25 protein-coding genes are annotated in these 24979 nt (G+C 70.4%); 15 read left to right on the forward strand and 10 right to left on the reverse strand.

From position 1 onward, the window contains the following. Positions 1-111: 111 nt before the first annotated feature. Positions 112-1452, forward strand: coding sequence for a transcriptional regulator (locus tag KCH87_RS15155; RefSeq protein WP_210586587.1), 1341 nt, complete (start codon positions 112-114; stop codon positions 1450-1452). 75 nt (positions 1453-1527) lie between these two features. Beyond that, entirely contained in the window at positions 1528-2073 is a 546-nt protein-coding gene (locus KCH87_RS15160) for an NUDIX hydrolase (RefSeq protein WP_210586588.1), read from the forward strand. A 29-nt stretch (positions 2074-2102) separates the two neighbouring features. Here KCH87_RS15160 and KCH87_RS15165 read toward each other — a convergent pair whose 3' ends face one another. After that, on the reverse strand, positions 2103-2360 hold the full coding sequence (locus KCH87_RS15165) for a hypothetical protein (protein WP_210586589.1): 258 nt from the start codon (positions 2358-2360) through the stop codon (positions 2103-2105). Positions 2361-2570: 210 nt separating this feature from the next. Then, positions 2571-3431 (reverse strand): 3-hydroxybutyryl-CoA dehydrogenase, encoded by an 861-nt coding sequence (locus tag KCH87_RS15170; protein ID WP_210586590.1) that lies wholly within the window; start codon positions 3429-3431, stop codon positions 2571-2573. Between the two features lie 167 nt (positions 3432-3598). On the opposite strand from KCH87_RS15170, the gene KCH87_RS15175 reads away from it, so the two are divergent. Continuing rightward, positions 3599-4840, forward strand: coding sequence for a glycoside hydrolase family 10 protein (locus tag KCH87_RS15175; RefSeq protein WP_210586591.1), 1242 nt, complete (start codon positions 3599-3601; stop codon positions 4838-4840). Position 4841: 1 nt separating this feature from the next. Here the strand turns inward: KCH87_RS15175 and KCH87_RS15180 are convergent, their stop codons facing one another. Both KCH87_RS15180 and KCH87_RS15185 read right to left on the reverse strand, forming a co-directional pair. Beyond that, positions 4842-5042, reverse strand: a complete 201-nt coding sequence (locus KCH87_RS15180) for a DUF1918 domain-containing protein (RefSeq protein WP_210586592.1) — start codon at positions 5040-5042, stop codon at positions 4842-4844. Positions 5043-5135: 93 nt separating this feature from the next. Beyond that, positions 5136-6050 carry a DMT family transporter gene (locus KCH87_RS15185; protein WP_210586593.1) on the reverse strand — a complete coding sequence of 305 codons (915 nt, stop codon included), beginning with the start codon at positions 6048-6050 and terminating at the stop codon, positions 5136-5138. Here KCH87_RS15185 and KCH87_RS15190 point away from each other — a divergent pair. The 3 genes from KCH87_RS15190 (at position 6049) to KCH87_RS15200 (ending at position 9111) form a co-directional block, all read left to right on the forward strand. After that, positions 6049-7491 (forward strand): PLP-dependent aminotransferase family protein, encoded by a 1443-nt coding sequence (locus KCH87_RS15190; RefSeq protein WP_210586594.1) that lies wholly within the window; start codon positions 6049-6051, stop codon positions 7489-7491. The genes KCH87_RS15185 and KCH87_RS15190 overlap by 2 nt on opposite strands. Positions 7492-7975: 484 nt before the next feature. Then, the gene (locus KCH87_RS15195) at positions 7976-8413 is read left to right on the forward strand and encodes a GNAT family N-acetyltransferase (protein WP_210586595.1); all 438 of its coding nucleotides are present in this window, start codon (positions 7976-7978) and stop codon (positions 8411-8413) included. Between the two features lie 104 nt (positions 8414-8517). Next, entirely contained in the window at positions 8518-9111 is a 594-nt protein-coding gene (locus tag KCH87_RS15200) for a histidine phosphatase family protein (RefSeq protein WP_210586596.1), read from the forward strand. Here KCH87_RS15200 and KCH87_RS15205 read toward each other — a convergent pair. Then, the gene (locus tag KCH87_RS15205) at positions 9093-9536 is read right to left on the reverse strand and encodes a DUF6314 family protein (RefSeq protein WP_210586597.1); all 444 of its coding nucleotides are present in this window, start codon (positions 9534-9536) and stop codon (positions 9093-9095) included. The two genes, KCH87_RS15200 and KCH87_RS15205, sit on opposite strands and share 19 nt — an antisense overlap. Before the next feature lie 128 nt (positions 9537-9664). Between KCH87_RS15205 and KCH87_RS15210 the strand changes: the two genes are divergently transcribed. Continuing rightward, positions 9665-12145, forward strand: a complete 2481-nt coding sequence (locus KCH87_RS15210; protein WP_210586598.1) for an alpha-L-arabinofuranosidase C-terminal domain-containing protein — start codon at positions 9665-9667, stop codon at positions 12143-12145. A gap of 14 nt (positions 12146-12159) precedes the next feature. Here KCH87_RS15210 and KCH87_RS15215 read toward each other — a convergent pair whose 3' ends face one another. Continuing rightward, a complete protein-coding gene (locus KCH87_RS15215) occupies positions 12160-13395 on the reverse strand; it encodes a cysteine desulfurase (RefSeq protein ID WP_210586599.1) in 1236 nt (411 codons plus the stop codon). An 81-nt stretch (positions 13396-13476) separates the two neighbouring features. Here KCH87_RS15215 and KCH87_RS15220 point away from each other — a divergent pair, with 81 nt between their 5' ends. The 3 genes from KCH87_RS15220 to KCH87_RS15230 all read left to right on the forward strand — a co-directional run bounded on the left by KCH87_RS15220 (position 13477) and on the right by KCH87_RS15230 (position 15979). Then, entirely contained in the window at positions 13477-14082 is a 606-nt protein-coding gene (locus KCH87_RS15220; RefSeq protein WP_210586600.1) for an ABATE domain-containing protein, read from the forward strand. Between the two features lie 209 nt (positions 14083-14291). Further along, a complete protein-coding gene (locus KCH87_RS15225; RefSeq protein WP_210586601.1) occupies positions 14292-15503 on the forward strand; it encodes a DUF6745 domain-containing protein in 1212 nt (403 codons plus the stop codon). A 26-nt stretch (positions 15504-15529) separates the two neighbouring features. Then, entirely contained in the window at positions 15530-15979 is a 450-nt protein-coding gene (locus tag KCH87_RS15230) for a hypothetical protein (protein ID WP_247196213.1), read from the forward strand. 19 nt (positions 15980-15998) lie between these two features. On the opposite strand, the gene KCH87_RS15235 is transcribed toward KCH87_RS15230, so the two are convergent. Further along, positions 15999-16496 carry an SRPBCC family protein gene (locus tag KCH87_RS15235; protein WP_210586602.1) on the reverse strand — a complete coding sequence of 166 codons (498 nt, stop codon included), beginning with the start codon at positions 16494-16496 and terminating at the stop codon, positions 15999-16001. Between the two features lie 136 nt (positions 16497-16632). On the opposite strand from KCH87_RS15235, the gene argC reads away from it, so the two are divergent. From argC to KCH87_RS15260, 5 genes are read left to right on the forward strand one after another with little or no spacing between them, the layout of a single operon-like run. Beyond that, positions 16633-17661, forward strand: coding sequence for an N-acetyl-gamma-glutamyl-phosphate reductase (gene argC / locus KCH87_RS15240; RefSeq protein WP_210586603.1), 1029 nt, complete (start codon positions 16633-16635; stop codon positions 17659-17661). Next, entirely contained in the window at positions 17658-18809 is a 1152-nt protein-coding gene (gene argJ, locus KCH87_RS15245; RefSeq protein ID WP_210586604.1) for a bifunctional glutamate N-acetyltransferase/amino-acid acetyltransferase ArgJ, read from the forward strand. The genes argC and argJ overlap by 4 nt, the downstream gene beginning before the upstream one ends. Continuing rightward, complete coding sequence (gene argB / locus KCH87_RS15250; protein WP_210586605.1) at positions 18806-19714, forward strand: acetylglutamate kinase; 909 nt, start codon at positions 18806-18808, stop codon at positions 19712-19714. Before argJ ends, argB begins: the two co-directional genes overlap by 4 nt. Then, positions 19711-20913 carry an acetylornithine transaminase gene (locus KCH87_RS15255; RefSeq protein ID WP_210586606.1) on the forward strand — a complete coding sequence of 401 codons (1203 nt, stop codon included), beginning with the start codon at positions 19711-19713 and terminating at the stop codon, positions 20911-20913. Before argB ends, KCH87_RS15255 begins: the two co-directional genes overlap by 4 nt. A 7-nt stretch (positions 20914-20920) precedes the next feature. Next, positions 20921-21460, forward strand: coding sequence for an arginine repressor (locus KCH87_RS15260; RefSeq protein ID WP_210586607.1), 540 nt, complete (start codon positions 20921-20923; stop codon positions 21458-21460). A gap of 104 nt (positions 21461-21564) precedes the next feature. Here KCH87_RS15260 and KCH87_RS15265 read toward each other — a convergent pair whose 3' ends face one another. The 3 genes from KCH87_RS15265 to KCH87_RS15275 form a co-directional block, all read right to left on the reverse strand. Beyond that, positions 21565-22302: an FAD:protein FMN transferase gene (locus tag KCH87_RS15265; RefSeq protein ID WP_247196273.1), complete on the reverse strand. Its 738-nt coding sequence runs from the start codon at positions 22300-22302 to the stop codon at positions 21565-21567. Between the two features lie 64 nt (positions 22303-22366). Beyond that, positions 22367-23527: an FMN-binding protein gene (locus tag KCH87_RS15270; protein ID WP_210586608.1), complete on the reverse strand. Its 1161-nt coding sequence runs from the start codon at positions 23525-23527 to the stop codon at positions 22367-22369. Positions 23528-23582: 55 nt separating this feature from the next. After that, the gene (locus KCH87_RS15275) at positions 23583-24965 is read right to left on the reverse strand and encodes a ferric reductase-like transmembrane domain-containing protein (RefSeq protein WP_210586609.1); all 1383 of its coding nucleotides are present in this window, start codon (positions 24963-24965) and stop codon (positions 23583-23585) included. Positions 24966-24979: the final 14 nt, after the last annotated feature.

The raw sequence follows: 24979 nt of genomic DNA on the forward strand, positions 1-24979 counted from the left end.
GCAACTCTCCGCAACAGCGCACGTACGGTGCGGATTCGCGCACTCGCTTCACACCCCGTGTGAAGGCGGAACCACTAATCTGACGCCACCGAGCCATCCGGGGGGCCACCCATGCAGCCCAACACTCTGCTCGACGCGATCCTGGACGAGGCGGGGATCTCACACGCGGGACTGGCCGCACATGTGAACCAGGCGGGGCGGGCCCGCGGCCTTGCGCTCAGGTACGAACACACCGCGGTCGCCCGGTGGTTGAAGGGCCAGCGGCCCCGCGGCCAAGTCCCCGACCTGATCTGCGAGGTGCTCGCCGCCCGACTGCAACGCCACGTCACACTCGACGACATCGGCCTCGGTGTGCCCGGTGAGCCGTCCACCCCGCACGGCACCTCGCTGTCCGGCTTCGTCGAGCGGGCCACCGCCCTGTGGCGCTCCGACGAACAGCAGCGCCCGCACATCCTGGGCGCGCCCGCCGTCACCGGCACGCCCGCCGTGATGCCCGTATGGGAGTGGGAGAACCCGCCGGAGGACGTCGACGTCTCCCGCGGGGGCCGGCACCGGGTCACCCCGAGCGACCTGGAGATGCTGCGCGCCGCCCGCACGCACTACGAGCAGATGTACCGCAAGGCCGGCGGCATAGCGACCCGCACCCGGATCGTCGGTTTCCTCAACTCCGAGGCCGCGCCGCTGCTGCGCGGCAGCTACACCGACGCCACCGGACGCCAGGTGCACCGGGCCACCGGCGGGCTGGTGGCGATCGCCGGGATCTGCGCGTACGACTCCGACGCACACGGGCTCGCCCAGCGCTATTTCCACCAGGCGCTCAGGCTCGCGAAGGCCAGCGGGGACCGGGGACTTGGGGCCTACGTCATCGCGCTCCTCGTCAACCAGGCCCTGTTCATGCGGGAACACCGCCAGGCCGTGGCCTTCGCGGAGGCCGCACTGCGCGCCGCCGGCAAGCACATCACTCCGGCCCTCGCCTCCGACCTGTACGCGATGCAGGCGAAGGCGTACGCACACCTGGGCGACGGCACGAGCGCCCTGTCCTGCATCCGGCGGGCCGAGACGGCCGCCGAACGCATCCGGCGCGGATACGAGCCCGACGAGACGGGCTATGTCCAGCCGGGACTGGTCAACGTCCAGGTGGCTGAGGCACTTCTCAGCCTCGGTGAGCTGGCGGCGGCGGGGGAGCATGCCGCGGCGGCCGTCGGCAACCCGGCCCATGACCGGGGCCGGGTACACCGGCTCGCCATGCTCAGCACGATCGAGCTGCGGCAGGGCAATGCCGACAAGGCGGTGGCCACGGCGGTGCAGATGGCCGAACAGGCCCGGGGGATGGAGTCCCAGCGGCTGCGCGACAGACTCCGGGCGGTACGCGAGCACTTGGTGCGCAGCGGCTGTGCGGGCACGTCCGAGGCCGCCGAACTCATCGACGGGGCACTGCGCGTACCGCTGTAGACCGTCGCTCGAACACCACACCTTCATAGTCCCTGCTGCGATATTGCCACTTACTCGACGGAAGGTGGCAGAACCGTGCAGTGGACGAAACAGAACGAACAAACTGTGTATGAAAACCGCTGGTTCACCGTCAACCTGGCAGATGTGGAGCTGCCGGACGGCCGGCACCTGGACCACTTCCTGATACGGCTGCGGCCGGTCGCCGTGGCGACGGTGGTGAACGAGGCCAATGAAGTCCTCCTCCTGTGGCGCCACCGCTTCATCACCGACAGCTGGGGGTGGGAACTCGCGGCAGGAGTGGTCGAGGACGGCGAGGACATCGCCTACGCGGCCGCCAGGGAACTCGAGGAGGAGACCGGCTGGCGACCGGGACCTCTGCGCCACTTGATGAGCGTGGAGCCGTCCAACGGGCTCACCGACGCCCGGCACCACATCTACTGGGCCGACGAGGGGGAGTACGTCGGACACCCTGTGGACGACTTCGAGTCGGACCGCCGGGAATGGGTTCCACTGAAGCTCGTTCCCGACATGGTCGCCCGTGGGGAGGTCCCGGCCGCCAATATGGCGGCCGCGTTACTGCTGCTGCACCACCTCAGGCTCGGGCAGGACGCCTTGCCCTGATCCCCCCACCGCGCCCCTGCCCAAGGGCCCTAGTGGCCGACGGCCTGCCAGACCGCCACGATGAGCGCGCCCACGGCGGTCACGGCCGCTACGGCGGGCAGGGGCCAGCGGGCGTGTTCCAGCGTGACGATCCGCGCGCTCAGGTCGTCGACTTCCTTGTCCGTCTCCTCAGTGCGATGGCTGAGCAGGGCAAGCCCTCCCTCGACGCGCGCGTACGCGACATCGAGGCGGCGGCGTAACTCTGCGAGTTCTCCTTGGACCACGGGATGCTCGGGGTCGGCGGCCACGGGTCCACTCCTTTCCGTAGTCGGACGTATCTCTTGCATGCGCATGTTGAGTCAACTCGCCTGGTGGGCGGGAGGGGAGAGTGTGCGAGGGGCATATGCGTGCCCGGCGTGCACACGGTGTGTGAATGCGACGGGCCCGGCACTCCGAAGAGTGCCGGGCCCGAGGGCGTCGCACTGTGTAATCAGCACCCTGGAACGGGCACTGTGCACTCAGTCGTAGGTGTAGAAGCCCGACCCGGACTTCCGGCCAAGACGGCCGGCGTCCACCATGCGCTGGAGCAGCGGGGGAGCGGCGTACAGCGGTTCCTTGTACTCCTCGTACATCGAGTACGCCACCGAGGCGACCGTGTCCAGACCGATCAGGTCGGACAGCTTCAGCGGACCCATCGGGTGGGCGCAGCCGAGCTCCATGCCGTTGTCGATGTCCTCGCGGCTGGCGATGCCCGACTCGAACATGCGGATCGCGGAGAGCAGGTAGGGGATCAGCAGCGCGTTGACCACGAAGCCGGAGCGGTCCTGGGCGCGGATGGCGTGCTTGCCGAGCAGCTTCTCGGCGAAGGCCTGGGCCCGGCTGAGCGTGCCCTCGGACGTGGTGAGCGCCGGAATCAGCTCGACCAGCTGCTGCACCGGGGCCGGATTGAAGAAGTGGATGCCGATGACATGGTCGGGCCGCGAGGTGGCGACCGCGAGCTTCACCAGCGGGATGGAGGAGGTGTTGGAGGCGAGGATCGCGTCCGGGCGGGTCACGACCTGGTCCAGCACCTGGAAGATCTCGGTCTTCACCCCCTCGTTCTCGACGACGGCCTCGATCACCAGGTCGCGGTCGGTGAACTCGCCGAGGTCGGTGGTGAAGCTGAGCCGGGCCTGCGTCGCCTCGAGCTCTTCCGCGGTGATCTTGCCGCGCCCGGCCGCCTTGGAAAGGGAGGTGTACAGCCGGGTCCGGCCGATCTCCAGGGCCTCGCCGGTGGTCTCGGCGACCTTCACATCCAGTCCGGCACGGGCGCACACCTCGGCGATGCCCGCTCCCATCTGGCCGCAGCCCACGACTCCGACGCGTTCGATGTCGGTCACATCGTCCCCTTACTGATCGAGCCTGCGGCAGGCCGCCATTTGTGTGGTGCCTGCTCCGATCGTGCACGTTACCGGTAAGTATCGATGATCGATCGCCGGGGTACGGGCATCCTGGGCGCGGAGACGATCCGTGACCGAGCGGATCCACAGCGTATGGGGGTGTGCAGATGGGACGGATGTCACGTCGGGCGTTCGCGGTGGCAGCGTTGGCGGCCCTCACGCCGGCGTCGAGTGCGGCGGCGGTCCCCCGGCATCCGCAGTATCCCCGGGATCCGCGGCTGACGACCGAGATGCGCGGTATGTGGGTGGCCACCGTGGCCAACCGGGACTGGCCCTCCCGAGCGGGCCTGAGCGCGTCCCAGCAGCGCGCCGAACTGATCGCCCACCTCGACACCGCGGTCCGCAACCGCCTCAACACCGTGATCTTCCAGGTGCGCCCCACGGCCGACGCGATGTGGCCCTCGCCGTACGAGCCCTGGGCGCAGTACCTCACCGGCACCCAGGGCAAGGACCCGGGCTGGGACCCGCTGGGCACGGCCGTCGCGGAGGCGCACGCCCGGGGCCTGGAACTGCACGCCTGGTTCAACCCGTACCGCATCGCCAACCACACCGACCCGCAGCGGCTCGCCGCCTCCCACCCGGCCCGCCGCCACCCGGACTGGGTGCTGACGTACGGCGGCAAGCTCTACTACAACCCGGGGCTGCCCCAGGTCCGCGGCTTCGTCCAGGACGCCATGCTCGACGCGGTGCGCAAGTACCCCGTCGACGGCGTCCACTTCGACGACTACTTCTACCCGTATCCGGTGTCGGGGCAGACGCTCGACGACGATGCCGCCTTCTACTGGTACGGCGGCGGCTTCGCGAGCCGGGCCGACTGGCGGCGGGACAACATCAACCGGCTGGTGAGCGAGATGCTGTCCCGCGTCAAGACGATCAGGCCGAGCACGCAGTTCGGGATCAGCCCCTTCGGGGTGTGGCGCAACGCCGCCACCGACTCCCGCGGCTCCGACACCCGGGCGGGCGTGCAGACGTACGACGACCTGTACGCCGACACCCGCATGTGGGTCCGCGAGCACTGGATCGACTACATCTGCCCGCAGCTGTACTGGCACGTCGGCAACGCCGCGGCCGATTACGCCAAGCTGCTGCCCTGGTGGGCTTCGGTCGCGCGGGGGAGCGGGACGCGGCTGTACGTCGGCGAGGCGCTGTACAAGGCCGGTGACGCGGCGCAGCCCGCCGCCTGGCAGGACGCCGGCGAGCTGTCCCGGCATCTGACGCTCGCCAGGAAGCATCCAGAGGCACGCGGACATGTCTTCTTCGCCGCGAAGGACGTGACGCGGAACCGGATCGGCGGGATGGCGCGGGTGGTCGCCGACCACTATGCGCAGTCGGCGAGGTCCCCGCGCTGACCTAGGGCCTGTGTTGGGTTTCCTTGTGGCGGATCTCGGTGTCGGGGCCGGGTGAACACACGCCCTCGTGCCCGTCCTGGAACCTGACGCGGTACGGGGGGTTGCCCTCCCGCCCCATCACTTCGACGATCTCGCCGACCTTGTCCTGCTGTCCGACCACCCTGCCGTGCTGGACAAGCTGGTCGCCCACGATTGCACGCATTCTGTTGGGCCTCCTCACCATGTGCGGGAGCAGCGGTCCGTGGCCTCGAGTCTACGGCGCCAGGCGCCGGTTGGGACCGGCCGCGCAGGCCGCTCAGCCTCGCGCCCGCTGAGTGACGGCAATGCAGACGAGCACCGCCGCGGCCGTGAGCGGGGCGGCCACTGTCAGGTGCTCGCCCAGCAGCAGCACCGACCACACCAGTGTGAGCAGGGGCTGGGCCAACTGCAACTGGCTGGCCTTCGGGATGCCGATCGCCGCCATGCCCCGGTACCAGACGACCAGGCCGAGAAACTGCGAGCCTGCGGCGACCCACAGCACTCCGGTCACGCTGTGCGCGGTCAACCGCACGGGCTCGTACGACAGGGCGAGCGCGGCGGCCGGCACGGTGAACGGCAGACACAGCACCAGCGCCCAGCCGACGACCTGCCAGCCCGGCATGACCCGGGCCAGCCGGCCGCCCTCGGTGTAGCCGGCCGCGCACACCAGGAGCGCCCCGAAGAGATACAGATCGGCGGTGGTCAGCGCGCCGCCGCTCTGCTGCACGGTGAAGGCGACCACCGCGGCGGCGCCCGCGAGCGCGGCCACCCAGAAGGTGCGGGACGGGCGGGTGCCGATGCGGAGGGCGGAGCAGAGCGCGGTGGTCAGCGGGAGGAGGCCGACCACGACGGCGGCATGCGCGGTGGTCGAGGTCCGCAGGGCGAGGGTCGTCAGCAGCGGGAAGCCGACCACGACTCCGAGGGCGACGACTGTCAGCCCAGGCCAGTGCGCTCTTCCGGGCAGCGGCACGCGCAGCGCGAGCAGACAGCCGCCGGCGAGCAGCGCCGCGAGCACGCTGCGCACGGCGACCAGGGCCCATGGCCCGAAGCCCTCCAGCCCCCATGCGGTCGCGGGGAAGGTGAGGGAGAAGGCGATGACCCCCAGGGCGGCCTGGGCAGTGCCGATCGCGGTACTGGGCCGACCGCTGACCGCTATCCCGGTCTGGGCGATAGCGCTACTCTGTGTTCTCATGCAAGAGCGTAGCAGCGTCGGTGAACTGGTGAATCGTCTGCGGCGGGAAATCAACCGCTACTCACCAGGTGGAAAGCTCCCGTCGAGCCGGGCCCTCGTCGAGCAGTACCGGGTCAGCCCGGTGACCGTCTCCCGCGCCCTCGCGCAGCTCGCCGCCGAGGGACTGGTGGTGACCCGTCCCGGCGCCGGGGCCTTCCGTGCCCGGCCCCGTACGACGGCCGCGCCCGCCGGGGACACCTCCTGGCAGGAGGTCGCGCTCAGTGCGGACGGTGCCGCCGACGTCGTACCGCGCTCGGTGGACGCCTCCGGGGTCGTGGTCTCGCTCGCCGCTCCGCCGCCCGGAGTGATCGAGTTCAGTGGCGGCTATCTGCATCACTCGCTCCAGCCCGAGCGGGCGCTGGCCGCCGCACTGGCCCGTGCCGGACGCCGGCCCGGAGCGTGGGGGCGGCCGCCCTTGGACGGACTGCCGGAGCTGCGCGAGTGGTTCGCGCGGGAGATCGGCGGTGCCGTCACCGCCGCGGAGGTGTTGGTGGGCGCGGGCGGCCAGGCGGGACTGACCACCGCGTTGCGCGCGCTCGCCCCGCCCGGCGCGCCGGTGCTGGTCGAATCGCCCACCTACCCGGGCATGCTGGCCATCGCCCGTGCGGCCGGACTGCGCCCGGTGCCGGTGCCGGGCGACCCGGACGGCGTCCGTCCGGCCCTCCTCGCCGACGCGTTCCGGGCGACGGGTGCCCGGGTGTTCGTCTGCCAGCCGCTGTTCCAGAACCCGACCGGGGCGGTGCTCGCCGTGGACCGCCGCGCCGCTGTGCCGGCCATTGCGCGCGAGGCGGGCGCGTTCGTGATCGAGGACGACTTCGTACGACGCCTGGCGCACGAGGACGCGGGACCGCTGCCGCGTCCGCTGGTCGCCGACGACCCCGACGGAGTCGTCATCCATGTCAGCTCGCTCACCAAGGCCACCTCGCCCAGCTTCCGGGTGAGCGCCCTTGCCGCGCGCGGACCGGCGCTGGAACGGCTGCGCGCCATCCAGATCGTCGACAGCTTCTTCGTGCCCCGGCCCCTCCAGGAGGCCGCGCTCGAACTCGCCGGCTCGCCCGCCTGGCCACGCCATCTGCGGTCGATCTCCACGGAGTTGAAGACCCGCCGCGACACTATGACGGCCGCCCTGCGTCTCGACCTCCCCGCACTCGCTCTGCCGCACATTCCGTCCGGCGGCTACCACCTGTGGCTGCGCCTGCCCGACGGCACCGACGAGGCACTCCTCACCGCGGCCGCCCTGCGCGCGGGCGTCGCGATCACCCCCGGCCGCCCCTACTTCAGCGCCGAACCCCCGGCCGCGCACGTGCGGCTGAGCTTCGCGGCCGTGGCGGGGTCGGGGGAGATCACCGAAGGGGTGCGGCGGCTGCGTACGGCCTTCGACGAGGTGTCCGGGCGAAAATGACACGCGTCGGCGCTGCGGTGGGCGATACGGTCGCGGGCGTGGACGACGGGGACGGATGCTGCCGGTACGGGGCCGTCGTCTGGTGCCTCCCGGCGGGGGTGCGGGTTTGTGGGGGTGCGCGTTGCGCCTTTCGGTTTGTGGGGGGTCGGGGACGTGGTGGGGGTGTCCGTCCTCGGAACGGCGCGGAATCGGTCTCTTACCAACTCGCCCGTGTTGACGCGCCAACCGCTGCGGGCGGACACCCCCACCACGTCCCCTTCTCGCCGCGGACGACTGCGGGTACGCGGTGGCCCGGCCTGCCGCCGCCCAGCTGCGGGCAGTCGTGCCGCTCCGTGTCGCCCGGCTGCGGGCAGTCGTGCCGCCTGGGGCGGCACGGGTGGGCGCAGGCGGCGACCCGTTAGCGCCGGGCTGCGCGAACCACGCCAGGGCCGCCCTGCTGGACGCCCACGATGTCACCATCGACTCGGTTTCGGGAGAACTCCATATGGCAGACGCACCGCCCTTCGCCGAGGGCTACGAGATTTCCATCGACCCCGGGCGAGTCGATGCCGAGCTCGTGCACCGCTGGCTGTCCGAAGACGCGTACTGGGCGCTCGGCCGTTCCCGGGAGAAGCAGGACCGGGCGATGGAGGGGTCGCTGAACTTCGGGGTGTACGAGGTGGTTTCGGGGGAGCAGGTGGCGTATGCCCGAGTCGTGACCGACCGGGCGACCTTCGCCTGGCTGTGTGATGTGTACGTCGACCCGTCCGTGCGCGGCAAGGGCATCGGTACGGCACTCGTCGCGGCCGTGCGCGAGCGGCTACGGCCGTACGGGCTGCGCCGCATCCTGCTGGCCACGCACGACGCGCACGGCGTCTACGCGCAGCTCGGCTTCGCGCCGCTCGAGAAGCCGGACCAGTGGATGGCGCTCGTTTTTGAGTGAATTACCCCATCGGTCCTGACCTCGACGTAAGTCTTCGCACACCCTGGGTAACTCCCAAGTAACGCCCCTTGACCTGCACACTTTCTTCGATTCACGATCGCATCATGCAACTTCGGGTCACGTTCGTCGCGGCCGCGCGCAGCTCCCCGCTGCTCGCGGAGCGCTTCGAGGACGACCGTCCGCTGGACCAGGCCGGCTGGGGCGAGGTGCAGCGTGCCGCCCAGGGGCTCATTCCGCTCGCGGCGGCCGAGCTGCGCTACTGCTCGCCGACGCCACGCAGCCGCGCCACCGGTGACGCCCTCGGCTATGCACCGCTGGTGCAACTCGCCCTGCGCGACTGCGACATGGGCCGCTGGCGGGGGTTCACGCTGGGCGAGGCGATGGCCCGTGAGCCGGAGGCGGTGGACGCCTGGCTCGCCGACCCGCGCGGCACGCCGCACGGCGGTGAGTCGCTGCTTGACTTCATCACCCGGGTCGGCAACTGGCTGGACACCCGGCCGGTCGGCGACGGGGGCCGGATCGTCGCCGTGGCGGAGCCTTCGGTGATCCGCGCCGCGCTGGTGTACGCACTGAAGGCGCCCCCGTCGACGTACTGGAACATCGATGTCCGCCCGCTGTCCACGACCACCGTCACGGGCTGGTCGGGCCGTTGGAACCTGCGCTTCGAGGGGGCGTCGGCTCAGGCCACGCGCGCGTAGTCGGTCGTGAGGACCAGGTCCTTCGCCGGGCCGCCCACCCGCCACACCGTCCGCCAGTGGTCCGCGTCGGCGACGGTGAACTCGCCGCGGTAGAGGTCGGCCGAGCATGGGTGGGCGGTCGTGTGCCGTCCGGATGTCAGGTCGAGGTCGTGGAACGGACGTCCGTCCGCGAACCGTACGTCCGTCGTGCCGGGCTCGCGGGAGGGCAGGAACAGAAGGGTCCGTTCGGCGGGTCGGGGGACGCCCTGCCAGACGAACGTGCCGGACTCCCGGTGCAGCAGTCCGCCGTCGTCGAGCGGGCCGAACTCGGTGGTTCCGCGGAACTCTCCATGCTCTCTGTTTGCGAGATCCCGCACCGTCCGCTCGACCCGCCACTGTCCGGCCAGAAACGCCAGCACATCCGGCACTGGCCAGAACTCGCCCATTCCGTACCGCTTCCCCTCACATCCGCTACTGCGCGACCCATTGACGCGCCTGTGCCCCCTCCCTATCTTGCCGTTCGAAGTGCTGACCATAGTCCGATATTTCGAACAGCTAGAGCCGCGGAGTATCCATGTCACGCACCACCCGCTGGAGATACGGCTTCACCGCCACCGCCGCCTTTCTGATGGCGGCCGTCGCCCTGCCCGGCCCCGCGCACGCCGAGGATGTCACCGATTATGCGATCACCGTCGACCTGAGCGCCCAGGGCGCGAAGATCGACGACACGATGTACGGCGTCTTCTTCGAGGACATCAACCGGGCCGCCGACGGCGGGCTCTACGCCGAGCTCGTGCAGAACCGGTCCTTCGAGTACTCCACCGCCGACAACGGCTCGTACACGCCCCTCACCTCCTGGGCGGTCGCCGGTGCGGCCCAGGTCGTGAACGACGGTGGGCGCCTCAACGAGCGCAACCGCAACTACCTGTCGTTGGGCGCAGGTTCGGTCGTCACGAACGGCGGATACAACACCGGAATCCGCGTCGAGCAGGGTAAGAAGTACGACTTCTCCGTGTGGGCCCGCGCCGAGAGCGGCACCACGCTCGACGTCACCCTGAAGGACGCGCCGGGCGCGTTGGCGGCCACGCGGCAGGTCGCCGTCAAGGGCGGCTGGGCGAAGTACACGGTCACCTTCACCGCGACCCGCACCAGCAGCCGCGGCCGACTCACCGTCGACTCGTCGGGCGCCGCCGCGCTCGACGAGGTCTCGCTCTTCCCGCGCGACACCTACAAACACCAGCCGAACGGCCTGCGCAAGGACCTCGCCGAGAAAATCGCGGCCCTGCAGCCGGGCTTCGTCCGCTTTCCCGGCGGCTGTCTGGTCAACACCGGCTCCATGCAGGACTACAGCGAGGCCTCCGGTTGGCAGCGCAAGCGCTCGTATCAGTGGAAGGACACCGTCGGGCCGGTCGAGCGGCGGGCAACGAACGCCAACTTCTGGGGCTACAACCAGAGTTACGGACTCGGCTACTACGAATACTTCCGCTTCTCCGAGGACATCGGCGCGATGCCGCTGCCCGTCGTGCCGGCCCTCGTCACCGGCTGCGGCCAGAACCGGGCCACCGACGACGAGGCGCTGCTCCAGCGGCATATCCAGGACACCCTGGACCTCATCGAGTTCGCCAACGGTCCCGTCACGAGTGAGTGGGGCAGGAAGCGCGCCGAGATGGGCCACCCCAAGCCCTTCCACCTCACGCATCTCGCGGTCGGCAACGAGGAGAACCTGCCGAACGAGTTCTTCGCCCGCTTCCAGAAGTTCCGCGCCGCGATCGAGGCCGAGTACCCGGACATCACGGTCATCTCCAACTCCGGTCCGGACGACGCCGGCACGACCTTCGACACCGCCTGGAAGCTCAACCGCGAGGGCGACGTCGACATGGTCGACGAGCACTACTACAACAGCCCGCAGTGGTTCCTCCAGAACAACGACCGCTACGACAGCTATGACCGCGGCGGTCCCAAGGTCTTCCTCGGCGAGTACGCCTCTCAGGGCAACGCCTTCAAGAACGCCCTCTCCGAAGCCGCTTACATGACTGGGCTTGAGCGCAACGCCGACATCGTCAAGCTCGCCTCCTACGCCCCGCTGCTCGCCAACGAGGACTATGTGCAGTGGCGCCCGGACATGATCTGGTTCAACAACCACGCCTCCTGGAACTCGGCCAACTACGAGGTCCAGAAGCTGTTCATGACCAACGTCGGCGACCGTGTCGTCCCGTCCACCGCCACCGGCACCCCGAACGTCAGCGGCCCCATCACCGGCGCTGTCGGTCTGTCGACATGGGCGACCAGTGCGGCGTACGACGATGTGAAGGTGACGGCGGCGGACGGTTCGACGCTGCTCAGCGACGACTTCTCGGGTGACGCGTCGCAGTGGACGCCGGGCGGTACCGGCAGTTGGAGCATCCAGGACGGGCAGTACGTCCAGACGGACACCGCCGCCGAGAACACCCTGGTCACGGCGGGCGACCCCGCCTGGCAGGACTACGACCTGCATGTGAAGGCAACCAAGAAGTCAGGCAAGGAGGGCTTCCTCGTCGCCTTCGGCGTCAAGGACACCGGGAACTACTACTGGTGGAACCTGGGTGGCTGGAACAACACCCAGTCCGCCGTCGAGAAGGCTGTGGACGGCGGCAAGGGGACGCTGATGTCCAAGGCCGGGTCGGTCGAGACGGGCCGTGCCTACGACATCGACATCAAGGTGCGGGGCCGTCAGGTGACCCTCCTCCTCGACGGCCAGGAGTGGGGCAGCTTCACCGACGACAAGCCGGCCGAGCCGTTCCGCCAGGTCGTCACCAAGGACGCGAAGACCGGTGACCTGATCGTCAAGGTCGTCAACGCCCAGTCCACGGCGGCCCGGACGGCGATCGACCTGGGCAGCGCCGAGGTCGCCCCGAAGGCCCGGGTGACCACCCTGGCCGCCGAGCCGGAGGACATGAACACCGAGACGGACACGCCGGTCACACCGGTGACGTCGACCTTTGAGGGGGTCGCCGAGAAGTTCACGTACACCTTCCCGGCGAACTCGGTCACGTTCCTGAGGATCAGACAGAGGTGACGTGACCGGGCGGCTCAGGCGACGCCGAAGTACGCCTGGGCCGCCCGCACGCCCTCGGCCAGCGCGTCGATCTCGGCCGGGGTGTTGTAGACGTAGAAGGACGCGCGGGTCGTCGCCGGGATGCCGTACCGCCGCACGATCGGGCGGGCGCAGTGGTGACCGACGCGGACGGCGACGCCCCGTTCGTCGAGGATCTGGCCGACGTCGTGTGGGTGGATGCCGTCGACCGTGAAGGAGACCGCGCCGCCGCGGTCGGTGAGGTCGCGAGGGCCGACGATGCGGACGCCGGGGATCTCGCCGAGCAGGTCCAGGGCGCGGGCGGTGAGCAGGTCCTCGTGCGCCGCCACCGCATCCATGCCGAGGGCCCGGAGATAGTCCACGGCCGCCGCGAGACCCACCGCCTGGGACGTCATCGGGACGCCCGCCTCGAAGCGCTGGGGCGGCGGCAGGAAGGTGCTGCGGTCCATCTCGACGATCTCGATCATCGAGCCGCCGGTGAGGAACGGCGGGAGATCCGCGAGGAGTTCACGGCGGCCCCACAGGACGCCGATGCCGTTCGGTCCGAGCATCTTGTGCCCGGAGAAGGCCAGGAAGTCCGCGCCCAGGTCGGTCACGTCCACCGGTCGGTGCGGCACCGACTGAGCGCCGTCGGCCACCACCAGCGCGCCGAACGCATGGGCCCGGTCGGCGAGTTCGCGCACCGGGTTGACCGTGCCGAGGACGTTGGACTGATGGCCGACGGCGACGACCTTGGTCCGTTCGTCGATCAGCTCGTCGATCCGGGTGAGGTCGAGGCGGCCCTCGTCGGTCAGCCCGAACCAGTCCAGCGTGGCGCCGGTGCGCTCGGCCAGCTGCTGCCAGGGGACGAGGTTCGCGTGATGCTCCATCTCCGTGACGACGATCCGGTCGCCGGGACCGACGCGGCCCGCGTTGCCCAGCGCGTACGCGACGAGGTTGATGCCCTCGGTCGCGTTCTTGGTGAACACGATCTCGTCCTCCGCCGCCCCGACGAACCCGGCGATCGTGCGGCGCGCGTTCTCGTACGCCTCCGTCGCCTCCCCGGCGAGCTGGTGGGCGCCGCGGTGCACGGCCGCGTTGTGCGTGAGGTAGAACTCCCGCTCCGCGTCCAGGACCTGGAGCGGTTTCTGGGTGGTGGCGCCGGAGTCCAGGTAGACGAGACGTGCGCCGCTGTCCATGGTCCGATCCAGAATCGGGAAGTCCTTGCGCAGCGCGTCCACGTCGAATGCCACGGCCACTCACCTCTCACGGTTTCTGTGATTGTTCTCCGTGAGGCACGCTAGGCATTCTCACGGAGAATCGCAACCATTAGCATGAGAGCTGTGGATCACGACGCCCCCGTCTACCTGCACCAGCTCCCGGTCCCCGGCGAGGAGCGCTATGCCTCGCTGGCCCTGGTCAACACACGCTTCACGCTCAGCCACGGTGACGTCGACCTGCTCGACGACACCGGGTCCGCGCACCTGTGGCTCGTACGCCATGAGCTGCTGCCGGACCGGGTGGCTCTGAGCGGCAGGCAGTTCGGCCGGCTCCTGGGGCTGCGGGAGGCGGTGCGGGCGCTCTTCGAGGCGTACGCCGGCCATGACCGGCCCGCCGCCGAGGACGTCGCCACGCTCAACTCCGCCCTCGCGGCGGCCCCGTCCACCCCCCGCCTGACCTGGACGTCCGACGGTCCGCACCGCGCCGACGAACCCGACGCCGGCAACCCGGCCGCCGCCGCGCTCTCCCTCCTCGCCGAGGACGCCACCGACCTGCTCACCGGCTCCGAGGCCGAGCAGCTGACGGAGTGCTCCGCGCAGGGCTGCGCCCGCTGGTTTCTGCGCTCGCACGGAGCCCGGCGCTGGTGCACGACGAAGTGCGGCAACCGGGTGCGGGCGGCGCGGGCGTATGCGGCGAAGCGGGGGAGGGCGCAGCCCTGAGCGCTCCGCCGGCTGTGTCCATATGCGGCTCCGCCGCGGGGCCGCGATGTGTCGTTGATCGTCTGCGGCGCCGTTGTGGCTGGTCGCGCAGTTCCCCGCGCCCCTTCGGGGCGCTGTCCAGCCCAGTAGTTAACTCGCTTGCGTGCTCCTGATGTTGATGTCACGATCCTCCGCATGATGATGCGAAAGGCGGACCCCGAAGTCCTCCGGTGAGCCGCGAGACGGCACGTCCCCGCTCCACCGCCGAGTGGGTTGCCCCGGCCCGCGCTCTGCGCGACGACTGGCTGCGGCACGGACTCACCACCGGCCCGTCCGACCGGGCCCGGGCCGAATCGGCCGTAATCGATCTGTACCGCCTGCTGGGCGAGCCGCCACCCCGGTTCGTCTGGGTTCCGTCGCCCGCCGCGGCGGTCCGGGTGGTACTCGACGACCGGCGCAGTTTCCCTCGCGCCATTCTTCGCGCCTCCGCCACCGACCTGCGCAAGAGCCCCGTGCCCGCCCGGCTGGCCTGCCTGGCCGCGGGCCTGCGCGAGCGCATGGACGGACGGCTGAGACGCGATCCATGGGCCAAGGGGTGGGACACCTCGCCCCGCCGGGACGGACCCGGCCTTTCACCGGAGGCGGTGCTGGCCGCAGGCGCGGACCGGGACACCGTGCTCCGGGCCTACGTAGACAGCCCGCTGACCACGAGCCTGCGCGACGCGATCCGAGCTCCCCTGCGCACCGCACTCCTGCCCACCGACGCCTTCACCCTGACCTGGCACGGCCAGCACGAGACGTACTGGATCGCGCCCTACGAGATCCGCGCCCGCCTCGGCCTCGTCCGCTACCTCGACGCCGACGCCTTCCAACTCGGCCTCTGGGCCGACCTCGCCCGGTCGACCGGCTGGTGGTGGGCCGGAGACGGTGTGTGCGTCATGGCGGAGCGGCCCACGGAGCTGCACACCGAGCGCCTCGGCGACCAGGGTGAGCGGCGGCTCCACCATGCCGACGGACCCGCCGTGCGCTTCGCCGACGGCACCCGGCTGCACGCGCTGCACGGCACGACCGTCCCCGAGTGGGTGATCACGGACCCGACCGTCGAGCGCATCCACGCCGAGCACAACGTCGAGGTGCGGCGCAGCGCCATCGAGCGCATCGGCTGGCACGCCTACGTCGAACAGGCCCGGCTGCGTCTTGTGGCCACCGCCGCCGACCCCGGCAATCCCGGCTCCGACCTGTACCTCTACGACGTACCACTGGACCTCTGGCGACGCCCCGCGCGCCTGCTGCTCACCGTCAACGGCTCCGTCGAACCCGACGGCACCCGGCGCCGCTACGGCCTCGGTGTGCCCGACCGCTTCGACGACCCGGTCGCGGCCGCCGGCTGGACCTACGGCCTGTCCGGCGAACAGTACGCGCGGCTCGTCCGCCGAACCTGACCCTGCGATCTTCCAAGGTGATGCACATGACCATGACCCTGTCCGAACTGACCGCCCGCACCGGACTCGACGTCCTCGACCACCTCGAACGGCAGGTCGCCGTCCCCGTCGTCGACGGAATACAGGCCCAGGGAGACCTCATCGTCATCCCCTACGAGCTGGTGTCCGACGCCGTCCGGGTGCACTACGACCGCTGGGACGCCGTCCCCGCCGCCGGCATCGAACTGCTCCGCAGCGCCGCCGGCGGCAACCCGCACACCCTCGTCGCCGACCCCGGCACCTGCCGCTGGACGACCTTCGTCCTGGACGACGAGGGACTCACCCTCGGCATGCTCGACACCTCGGCGGTCGCCTACCTCATCCATCCCGAACACGGGGCGACCGGCATCGCGCCCGGCCGCCATGTCGTGCGGCGGCAGCGTGAACGCGTGACCGACCGGTCGGGTGGGCGGGGGTACCGGATGATCGCCGACTGACGGGACTCGGCGGCCGATCTCAGGTCAGCGCCTCGAAATACGCCTTCTGCGCGGGGTAGTAGTCGCCGAAGTCCGGACGGGGTCCGCCCGTGCGCGCGGCGGTGAGCATGTCGAGGTAGTACTCCCAGCCGGGGCCGATCGAGCCGAGGTCCTCCGTGGAGGTGAGGTGGTGGACCAGCCGGAGCTCGGTGGTCCCGGCGGTCTGCGTCGCGGCGAGCAGCAGCTCCAGCGACCAGGAACCGGCTTCGTCCTGCGCCGACAGCGCCAGCCGACGCGGTGGCTCACAGGCCTCGATCAGGAGCGGGCTCCAGGGCGCCTCCTCCTCGAACACCATCTGCACTTCGACGGTGCGCCCGGGGGCCGCCTCGCCACGCCACGGTCCGAACCAGCCGGCCGTGCGCTCCGACTCGGTGACGCTCGCCCAGACGTCGTCGAGCGGGGCGAGGTAGGTGCGGGTGAGGATCAGGTCGAAGCCCGCCGGAGTGGGGACGAGCTGACCGGTGGGCTCGGGAGCCATGCCATGTCCTCCTGCCGGCCTGCGGTCGCTGACGGTACGAACGTATCCCGCCGGTGACGGGTCGGCCCAGGCCGATCACGGGATTGCATAAAAGTGCAGCGAAACGTATAGTCATGCCGTCCAGGAGGAGGATGTCATGGCGGTACGTGCGGCAGTGGCCGGAGCGAGCGGGTACGCGGGCGGGGAGCTGCTGCGGCTGCTCCTGACGCACCCCGAGGTCGAGACGGGCGCCCTGACCGCGAACTCCAACGCCGGTCAGCGGCTCGGCGCGCTCCAGCCGCACCTGCTGCCGCTGGCCGACCGTGTGCTCCAGGAGACCACGGCGGATGTCCTCACCGGGCATGATGTCGTCTTTCTGGCGCTGCCGCACGGACAGTCCGCCGCCGTCGCCGAGCAGCTCGGCCCGGATGTGCTCGTCGTCGACATGGGGGCCGACTTCCGGCTGAAGGACGCCGCGGACTGGGAGCGGTTCTACGGCTCCGCGCATGCCGGGACCTGGCCCTACGGCCTGCCCGAACTGCCGGGTGCCCGTGCCGCGCTGGAAGGTTCCAAGCGCATCGCGGTCCCCGGTTGCTACCCGACCGCCGTCTCACTGGCCCTCTTCCCGGCGTACACGGCGGGCCTCGCCGAGACCGAGGCCGTGATCGTCGCCGCCTCCGGCACCTCCGGCGCGGGCAAGGCGCCCAAGCCGCATCTGCTGGGCAGCGAGGTCATGGGCTCCATGTCGCCGTACGGCGTCGGCGGCGGCCATCGGCACACCCCCGAGATGATCCAGAACCTCAGCGCGGCCGCCGGCGAGCGGGTCACGGTGTCCTTCACGCCGACGCTGGCCCCGATGCCGCGCGGGATCCTTGCCACCTGCAATGCCAAGGCGCTCCCGGGCGTCACCCAGGACTCACTCCGCGCCGCCTACGAGAAGGCGTTCGCCGACGAGCCCTTCGTCCATCTGCTCCCCGAGGGGCAGTGGCCGGCGACGGCGTCCGTCTACGGTTCCAACGCCGTTCAGGTGCAGGTCGCATTCGACGAGGCAGCGGGCCGCATCATCGCGATCAGCGCCATGGACAACCTGACCAAGGGCACCGCGGGCGGTGCCGTCCAGAGCATGAACCTCGCCCTCGGGCTCGACGAGACCACCGGGCTTTCCACGATCGGAGTCGCACCGTGAGTGTCACGGCAGCAAAGGGATTCACGGCGGCCGGGATCGCCGCCGGGATCAAGGAGAACGGCAACCCGGACCTGGCCCTCGTGGTCAACAACGGGCCCCGCCTCGCCGCCGCGGGCGTCTTCACCTCCAACCGCGTCAAGGCCGCGCCGGTGCTGTGGTCCGAGCAGGTCCTGAAGGGCGGGCAGGTCTCCGCCGTCGTCCTCAACTCCGGTGGCGCCAACGCCTGTACGGGGCCGAAGGGCTTCCAGGACACGCACGCGACCGCCGAGAAGGTCGCCGACACGCTGGGTCTGAACGCCGCCGAGGTCGCGGTCGCGTCCACCGGTCTCATCGGGGTCCTGCTCCCGATGGACAAGCTGCTGCCCGGCGTCGACACCGCCGCCGAGGCGCTGAGCGAGCACGGCGGTGAGAAGGCCGCCATCGCCATCAAGACCACCGACAGCGTCCACAAGACGTCCGTCGCGACGAAGTCCGGCTGGACCGTCGGCGGCATGGCCAAGGGCGCGGGAATGCTCGCGCCGGGCCTCGCCACCATGCTGGTCGTCATCACCACGGACGCCGAACTCGACGGCGACGTACTGGACAAGGCCCTGCGCGCCGCCACTCGTACGACCTTCGACCGCGTCGACTCCGACGGCTGTATGTCCACCAACGACACCGTGCTGCTGCTCGCGTCGGGCGCCTCGGGGATCACCCCGGAGTACGACGAGTTCGCGGAGGCCGTTCGCGCCGTCTGCGACGACCTCGGTCAGCAGCTCATCCGGGACGCCGAGGGCGCCAGCAAGGACATCAAGGTCGAGGTGGTGGGCGCCGCGACCGAGGACGACGCCGTCGAGGTGGGCCGCTCCATCGCCCGCAACAACCTCCTCAAGTGCGCGATCCACGGCGAAGACCCCAACTGGGGGCGGGTGTTGTCCGCCATGGGTACGACGTCCGCGGCCTTCGAGCCCGACCGCCTGAACGTCGCCATCAACGGCGTCTGGGTGTGCAAGAACGGCGGCGTCGGAGAGGACCGGGACAAGGTCGACATGCGCTACCGCGAGGTGCACATCGTCGCCGACCTGGCCGCCGGCTCCGAGACGGCCACCATCTGGACCAACGACCTGACCGCCGACTACGTCCACGAGAACAGCGCGTACTCGTCATGAGCACTACTCGTAAGCACACCGCCCTGCCCAAGGCCCAGATCCTCATCGAGGCACTGCCCTGGCTGACCCGGCACAACGGCAAGACCGTCGTCATCAAGTTCGGCGGAAACGCCATGGTGAACGAGGACTTGAAGGCGGCCTTCGCCCAGGACGTCGTGTTCCTGCGGCAGGCCGGCCTCAAACCGGTCGTCGTGCACGGCGGCGGCCCGCAGATCAGCGCCGCACTCGACAAGCACGGCATCGTCAGCGAGTTCAAGGCGGGCCTCAGGGTCACCACCGAGGACGCCATGGACGTCGTACGGATGGTGCTGGCCGGACAGGTGCAGCGGGAGCTGGTCGGGCTGCTCAATCTGCACGGGCCGCTCGCCGTCGGTCTGACCGGCGAGGACGCGCACACCATCACCGCCACCAGGCACCGGCCCCAGATCGACGGCGAGTTCGTCGACATCGGGCGGGTGGGCGAGATCACCGAGATCGACACGGGCGCGATCGAGGCACTGCTCGCCGACGGCCGTATCCCGGTCGTCTCGTCGATCGCCCGTAGCCAGGACGACGGACATGTCTACAACGTCAATGCTGATACGGCGGCTGCGGCACTCGCTGCTGCGCTGGGTGCCGAAACCCTCATGGTCCTCACCGACGTCGAGGGCCTCTACGAGGACTGGCCGCACAGCGACGAGGTGATCAGCCGCCTCACCGCTTCCCAACTGGAGAAGCTGCTGCCGGAGTTGTCCTCCGGCATGGTGCCGAAGATGGAGGGCTGTCTGCACGCCGTACGCAACGGCGTGACCACCGCCCGCGTCATCGACGGCCGGGTCCAGCACTCGATCCTGCTGGAGATCTTCACGGACGAGGGCATCGGCACGATGGTCGTGCCGGACGAGCCGGAGGGGGATGCCGTATGACCGCCAACCAGGAACTGACCGCGCGGTGGCAGGGCGCGCTCATGGACAACTACGGCACCCCGCGGCTGCCCCTCGTGCACGGCGCGGGCGCGAAGCTGTGGGACGCCGACGGCAAGGAGTACGTCGACTTCGTCGGCGGTATCGCGGTCAACGCGCTCGGCCACGCCCACCCGGCGATCGTCGAGGCCGTGAGCCGGCAGATCGCGTCGCTGGGCCATGTCTCCAACCTGTTCATCGCCGAGCCGCCGGTCGCGCTCGCCGAACGGCTGCTTCAGCTCTTCGGCCGGGACGGCAAGGTGTTCTTCTGCAACTCCGGCGCCGAGGCGGTGGAGGGTGCGTTCAAGATCGGGCGGCTGACCGGGCGGACGCACATGGTCGCCACCGACGGCGGCTTCCACGGCCGCACCATGGGCGCCCTCGCGCTCACCGGACAGCCCGGGAAGCAGGCCCCCTTCCTGCCGCTGCCCGGCGACGTCACGCACGTTCCGTACGGCGACGCGCAGGCGCTGGCCGCCGCGGTCACCGAGGAGACGGCCCTCGTCATCATCGAGCCGATCCAGGGCGAGAACGGCGTCGTGGTGCCGCCGGCGGGCTATCTGAAGGCGGCGCGCGCGATCACCGCCGCCACCGGCAGCCTGCTGGTGCTGGACGAGGTGCAGACCGGAATCGGGCGTACCGGGCACTGGTTCGAGTACATGGCCCACGAAGGCGTGCTGCCGGACGTGATCACGCTCGCCAAGGGCCTCGGCGGCGGACTGCCGCTGGGCGCGACCGTGGCCTTCGGGCGGGCTGCCGAGCTGCTCCGGCCCGGCCAGCACGGCACGACCTTCGGCGGCAACCCGGTCGTCTGCGCGGCCGGACTCGCCGTTCTCGACACCATCGCGAACGACGGATTGCTGGAGAACGTCAAGCAGCAGAGCGAGAGGTTGCGCGACGGAATCGAGTCGCTGAACCACCCGTTGATCTCCCATGTCCGGGGTGCGGGCCTCCTGCTGGGTATCGTGCTCACCGAGCCACTCGCGCCGCAGGCGCAACAGGCGGCTCAGGACGCCGGTTTCCTGGTGAACGCGCCCGCCCCCGATGTCGTACGACTGATGCCGCCCCTCACTCTGGGCGACGACGAGGTGGACGCCTTCCTCCAGGCGCTCCCCGGGGTCCTGGACGCGGTGGCCGACGGGGACGGACGATCCGGGGAATGAGACGACGATGAGCCAGGCGCAGGATCACGAGCACCCCGCGGGGCAGGCCGTGCCGCAGACCCGCACCGCGCGTCACCGCCGGATCGTGGACATCCTCAACCGGCAACCCGTGCGGTCGCAGAGCCAGTTGGCGAAGCTGCTGGCTGACGACGGGCTGACCGTCACGCAGGCGACGCTCTCCCGGGATCTGGACGAGCTGAACGCGGTGAAGATCCGCAACACCGACGGTGACCTGATCTATGCGGTGCCGAGTGAGGGGGGTTTTCGGACGCCCCGGGCGCCGCTGGGGGGGTCGGCGAAGGAGGAGCGGATGCGGCGGCTCTCCGCGGAGCTGCTGATCTCTGCGGAGGCTTCGGCGAACCTTGTGGTGCTGCGGACTCCTCCGGGGGCCGCGCAGTTCCTGGCCTCGGCGATCGATCAGGCCGAGCTGCACGACATTCTGGGGACGATCGCCGGTGACGATACGTTGCTGCTGATCAGCCGGAATCCTACGGGGGGTCAGGCTTTGGCGGATCATCTGCTGAGGTTGGCTCAGAACGGGCACTAGGGGTTCGATGCCGGGTGCGGGCCGGTGGGGGCTGGTCGCGCAGTTCCCCGCGCCCCTTTGGGCCGGACCAGTCGCCCCGGGCGGGTTGCGCGACCCAACCCCCGTCAACCCAGCCGCGCCGCCAGCCCCCCAGTGCACCGCACCTCGTCCCCGGCCGTGACCAGCAACGCCTCCACCCCCGGCAGTGACTCCAGCCACCGCAACCCCGCCCGCGAGCCCATCGCGAACGCGGCGGTCGCCCAGCAGTCCGCCCAGGTCAGTGAAGGGGCGACGACGGTCACCGCCACCAGGTCGGTCACGGCGGACCGCCCGGTGCGTGGATCGACGATGTGGGCGCCGCGCTCGGCGGTCCCGGACGTGGCGACGGCCAACTCCTCCACCCCGGCCGCCGACACGACCGCAGCAAGCCCACCCGGCCGCAACGGATCCGCCACCCCGACCCGCCACGGCCGATGCGGCCCGGGCGTACCGAGCAGCTGGACATCGCCGCCGCCGTTCACGCTCACCCCGCTCGCCCCGACCGCCGCCAGCGACCGCGCCGCCCGTTCGACGGCCCACCCCTTGACGATCCCGGTCGGATCGAGCTGCCCCTCGTACGACGTACTGAACCAGCCCTCGCTGACCCGCTCCGCCTCGGCGGCCAGCTCCAGCACCTCCGCGACCTCCGGATCGCAGTCACCGACGCTCAGCTCACCGCTCGCCAGCCGCGACACCTGGCTGTCCTCCCGGTATGTGCTGAACACCTCGTTCACCCGGTGCAGCCCGGCGACGGCCTCCTCCAACGCCGCCTTGACCGCACCGGGGTCCCCGCCGCGGACGTCAAAAGAGAAGACGGTCCCCATGACCTCCTCCACATGACGTACCGCGGCGGGAGCTGCTGCCGACTCGGTGGGCTCGGCCACTGCCTCAGACACCGGCCTGGTCCAGCGCCGACTGAAGGGACTTCTTGTACCCGGCGCTCGTGTACGTCGCCCCGGACACCGAGTCGATGTCGGCGCTGCCCGCAGCCAGGGTCTCCTGGTTGAGCTTGGGCACCGCGTTGTTCGAGACCTGGGTGCTCCGCCCACCACTGGGCGCCTGTACCACCGAAGCCTGGATGATCTCGCCGTCGCGCAGCGTGATCCGGACCTGAACGGGCCCGTACTCCGTCTGCGAGACCTTGCCGGTGACCGTGCCGGTCCCGTTGGTGACTCCGCCGCCCGCGTCCTGCCCGCCGCCGCCACCTGCGGTGGCACTGGGGCTGGGGCTGGCACCTGCGCCGGCCTCCGCCCCGCTGCCCGACTCCTCCGCGGCGTCGTCGGCGGGCTTGACCTTGTCGAGCGCGGACTGCAGCGACTTCTTGTAGCCGGCGCTGGTGTAGGTGGCGCCGGACACGGCGTCGATGTCGGCCGTCCCGGCAGCTACCGCGGACTGGTTGAGCTTGGGTACGGCGTTGCCGGTGATCTGCGTGCTCTGGCCGCCGCTGGGCGCCTGTACCGCCTCGGCCTGGGTGATCTTCCCGCCGTTCACCGTGATCCGGACCTGCACGGGCCCGTACTGCGTATCGGCCACGTCACCGGTGACGGTCTGGGCCTGTGCGGCGCCGCCGCCCGCATCCTGCGCCGAGCCGCCCTGCGCCTCGGCCTTGTCGAGCGCCGACTGAAGCGACTTTTTGTAGCCGGCGCTGGTGTAGGTGGCGCCGGACACGGCGTCGATGTCGGCGCTTCCGGCAGCCACCGCGGCCTGGTTGAGCTTGGGCACCGCGTTGTTGGTGATCTGCGTGCTCTGGCCGCCGGTCGGTGTCTGGACCGCCTCGGACTTGGTGATCTTCCCGTCGGCCACGGTCAGCTTGACCTGCACGGGCCCGTACTGGGTGTCGGCCGCGTCGCCGGTGAACGTTCCGGAGCCGATCGCCTGGGCGCCGCCCTGGGCGGACTCCTGTGCGCCGATCGACTGCCCCGGTGCCGCACCGCCCACCGACTCGGCTCCGGAATCCGATCCCGGTTTGAGCGACAGCAACAGCACGATCCCGGACACGGTGGCGGCGCCTGCCAGCACGACACGCCGAAGGGGATGGGTCTTCCTCATCGCTCCTGAGCTCCTGATTCCCGAAGATTCCCGAAGGTCTCGAAGATTCCCGTCGTCACATCTCGAACGACTCGTGATGGATACGGCGGGCGGGGACCCCCGCGCCGCGCAATGCGTCGTACACGCCCTGTGCGAAGCCGGGCGGCCCGCACATGAACACGTCGTGCTCGTCGATGTCCGGCAGCTTCTGGCGCAACCGCTCCGCCGAGATGTCCGGGCGTTCCCCGTCGGGGGAGTTGACGGCGTACATCAGCCGGGCGCCCCGCTCGTCCGCGATGGCGGCCAGCTCGTCCCACAGGGCGAGATCATGTGTGCTGTTGGCCCGGTAGAGCAGGGTGATGTCACCGGAGGCACCGGGCAGCGTCTCGAACAGCGCCCGCATCGGGGTGATGCCGACCCCGCCGGCGACCAGCAGCACCTTGCCGCGGCTGCGGCGCTGGGCGGTCAGCGCGCCGTACGGGCCCTCGGCCCACACGCGCGTGCCGGGCGTCAGCTCCCGCAGGCGGGCGCTGTGGTCACCGATGGCCTTGACCGTGATCCGCAGCATGTCCGGCCGCGGCGCCGCCGACAGCGAGTACGGGTGCGAGCTGAACCGCATGCCCGGCGCCAGGAACCGCCAGCGGAAGAACTGGCCCGCCTCCGCGCCCATCCGGTGCAGCTTCCGGCCGCTGATCAGCACGGACACGATCCCGGGCGTCTCCTCGATGACCGCCTCGACCCGCATGCGGTGACGCATGTTGAGACGGATCGGGGTGAGGATCCGGTACCAGATCACCAGGGCCGTCACCGTGCCGTACAGCCCGTACCAGACGGTCTTCGCGAGGGGCTCGACGACGAACTCGTTGCCGGTGGTGAGCTGGTGCCAGAACGTCAGGAACACCGCCGCGTACGTCAGCAGATGGACGTGGTACCAGGTGTCGTACGGAATCCTGCGGCGGATCCCGCCGATCGAGATCAGCCCGATGAAGAACAGCAGACCGGTGCCGATGGCGGCCTTGCCCATGTCCGGCAGCTGGTTGATGGAGTCGATCGTCTGCTGGACGATGTCGCCGAGGCCCTTGCCGGCCTGAAGGGCGTAGCCCCACATGATCAGGAAGACGTGGGCGATGGTCAGACAGAGCGTGTAGCGGCCGCTCATCGCGTGCCAGCGTGTCACCCGGTCGGAGCCCACCCGGCGCTCCAGCGCGGGCACCCGGGCCATCTGGAGCACGACGAGCGCCATGAGATAGCCGGCGAGCAGGCCGGTGATACGGCCCGCGGCGAGGATCTTGGCGTTGGTGTCGCCGATGGAAGGGGTGTTGGACCACCACAACCACAGCACACCGGCCGCTCCGGCCCAGACGGCGAGCAACAGCAGGGTCGCCGGGGAGCGGCGCGGACGAATGCGGCGCATCGTCTGACGTCGGGCGGCGCGGCCGCCTGCGAGCGTGCTGGTCACGGTTCCTCCGTGCG

Source organism: Streptomyces sp. GESEQ-35 (assembly GCF_017948485.1).
Taxonomy (GTDB): Bacteria; Actinomycetota; Actinomycetes; order Streptomycetales; family Streptomycetaceae; genus Streptomyces.

Coding starts and splice junctions, on each gene's coding strand:
- KCH87_RS15255 (WP_210586606.1), top strand. CDS start 19,711: ATGACCGCCAACCAGGAACTGACCGCGCGGTGGCAGGGCGCGCTCATG.
- KCH87_RS15210 (WP_210586598.1), top strand. CDS start 9,665: ATGTCACGCACCACCCGCTGGAGATACGGCTTCACCGCCACCGCCGCC.
- KCH87_RS15230 (WP_247196213.1), top strand. CDS start 15,530: ATGACCATGACCCTGTCCGAACTGACCGCCCGCACCGGACTCGACGTC.
- KCH87_RS15190 (WP_210586594.1), top strand. CDS start 6,049: ATGCAAGAGCGTAGCAGCGTCGGTGAACTGGTGAATCGTCTGCGGCGG.
- KCH87_RS15175 (WP_210586591.1), top strand. CDS start 3,599: ATGGGACGGATGTCACGTCGGGCGTTCGCGGTGGCAGCGTTGGCGGCC.
- KCH87_RS15235 (WP_210586602.1), bottom strand. CDS start 16,496: ATGGCTCCCGAGCCCACCGGTCAGCTCGTCCCCACTCCGGCGGGCTTC.
- KCH87_RS15155 (WP_210586587.1), top strand. CDS start 112: ATGCAGCCCAACACTCTGCTCGACGCGATCCTGGACGAGGCGGGGATC.
- KCH87_RS15180 (WP_210586592.1), bottom strand. CDS start 5,042: ATGCGTGCAATCGTGGGCGACCAGCTTGTCCAGCACGGCAGGGTGGTC.
- KCH87_RS15220 (WP_210586600.1), top strand. CDS start 13,477: ATGAGAGCTGTGGATCACGACGCCCCCGTCTACCTGCACCAGCTCCCG.
- KCH87_RS15185 (WP_210586593.1), bottom strand. CDS start 6,050: ATGAGAACACAGAGTAGCGCTATCGCCCAGACCGGGATAGCGGTCAGC.
- KCH87_RS15200 (WP_210586596.1), top strand. CDS start 8,518: ATGCAACTTCGGGTCACGTTCGTCGCGGCCGCGCGCAGCTCCCCGCTG.
- KCH87_RS15265 (WP_247196273.1), bottom strand. CDS start 22,302: ATGGGGACCGTCTTCTCTTTTGACGTCCGCGGCGGGGACCCCGGTGCG.
- KCH87_RS15260 (WP_210586607.1), top strand. CDS start 20,921: ATGAGCCAGGCGCAGGATCACGAGCACCCCGCGGGGCAGGCCGTGCCG.
- argB (WP_210586605.1), top strand. CDS start 18,806: ATGAGCACTACTCGTAAGCACACCGCCCTGCCCAAGGCCCAGATCCTC.
- KCH87_RS15195 (WP_210586595.1), top strand. CDS start 7,976: ATGGCAGACGCACCGCCCTTCGCCGAGGGCTACGAGATTTCCATCGAC.
- KCH87_RS15205 (WP_210586597.1), bottom strand. CDS start 9,536: ATGGGCGAGTTCTGGCCAGTGCCGGATGTGCTGGCGTTTCTGGCCGGA.
- KCH87_RS15270 (WP_210586608.1), bottom strand. CDS start 23,527: ATGAGGAAGACCCATCCCCTTCGGCGTGTCGTGCTGGCAGGCGCCGCC.
- argC (WP_210586603.1), top strand. CDS start 16,633: ATGGCGGTACGTGCGGCAGTGGCCGGAGCGAGCGGGTACGCGGGCGGG.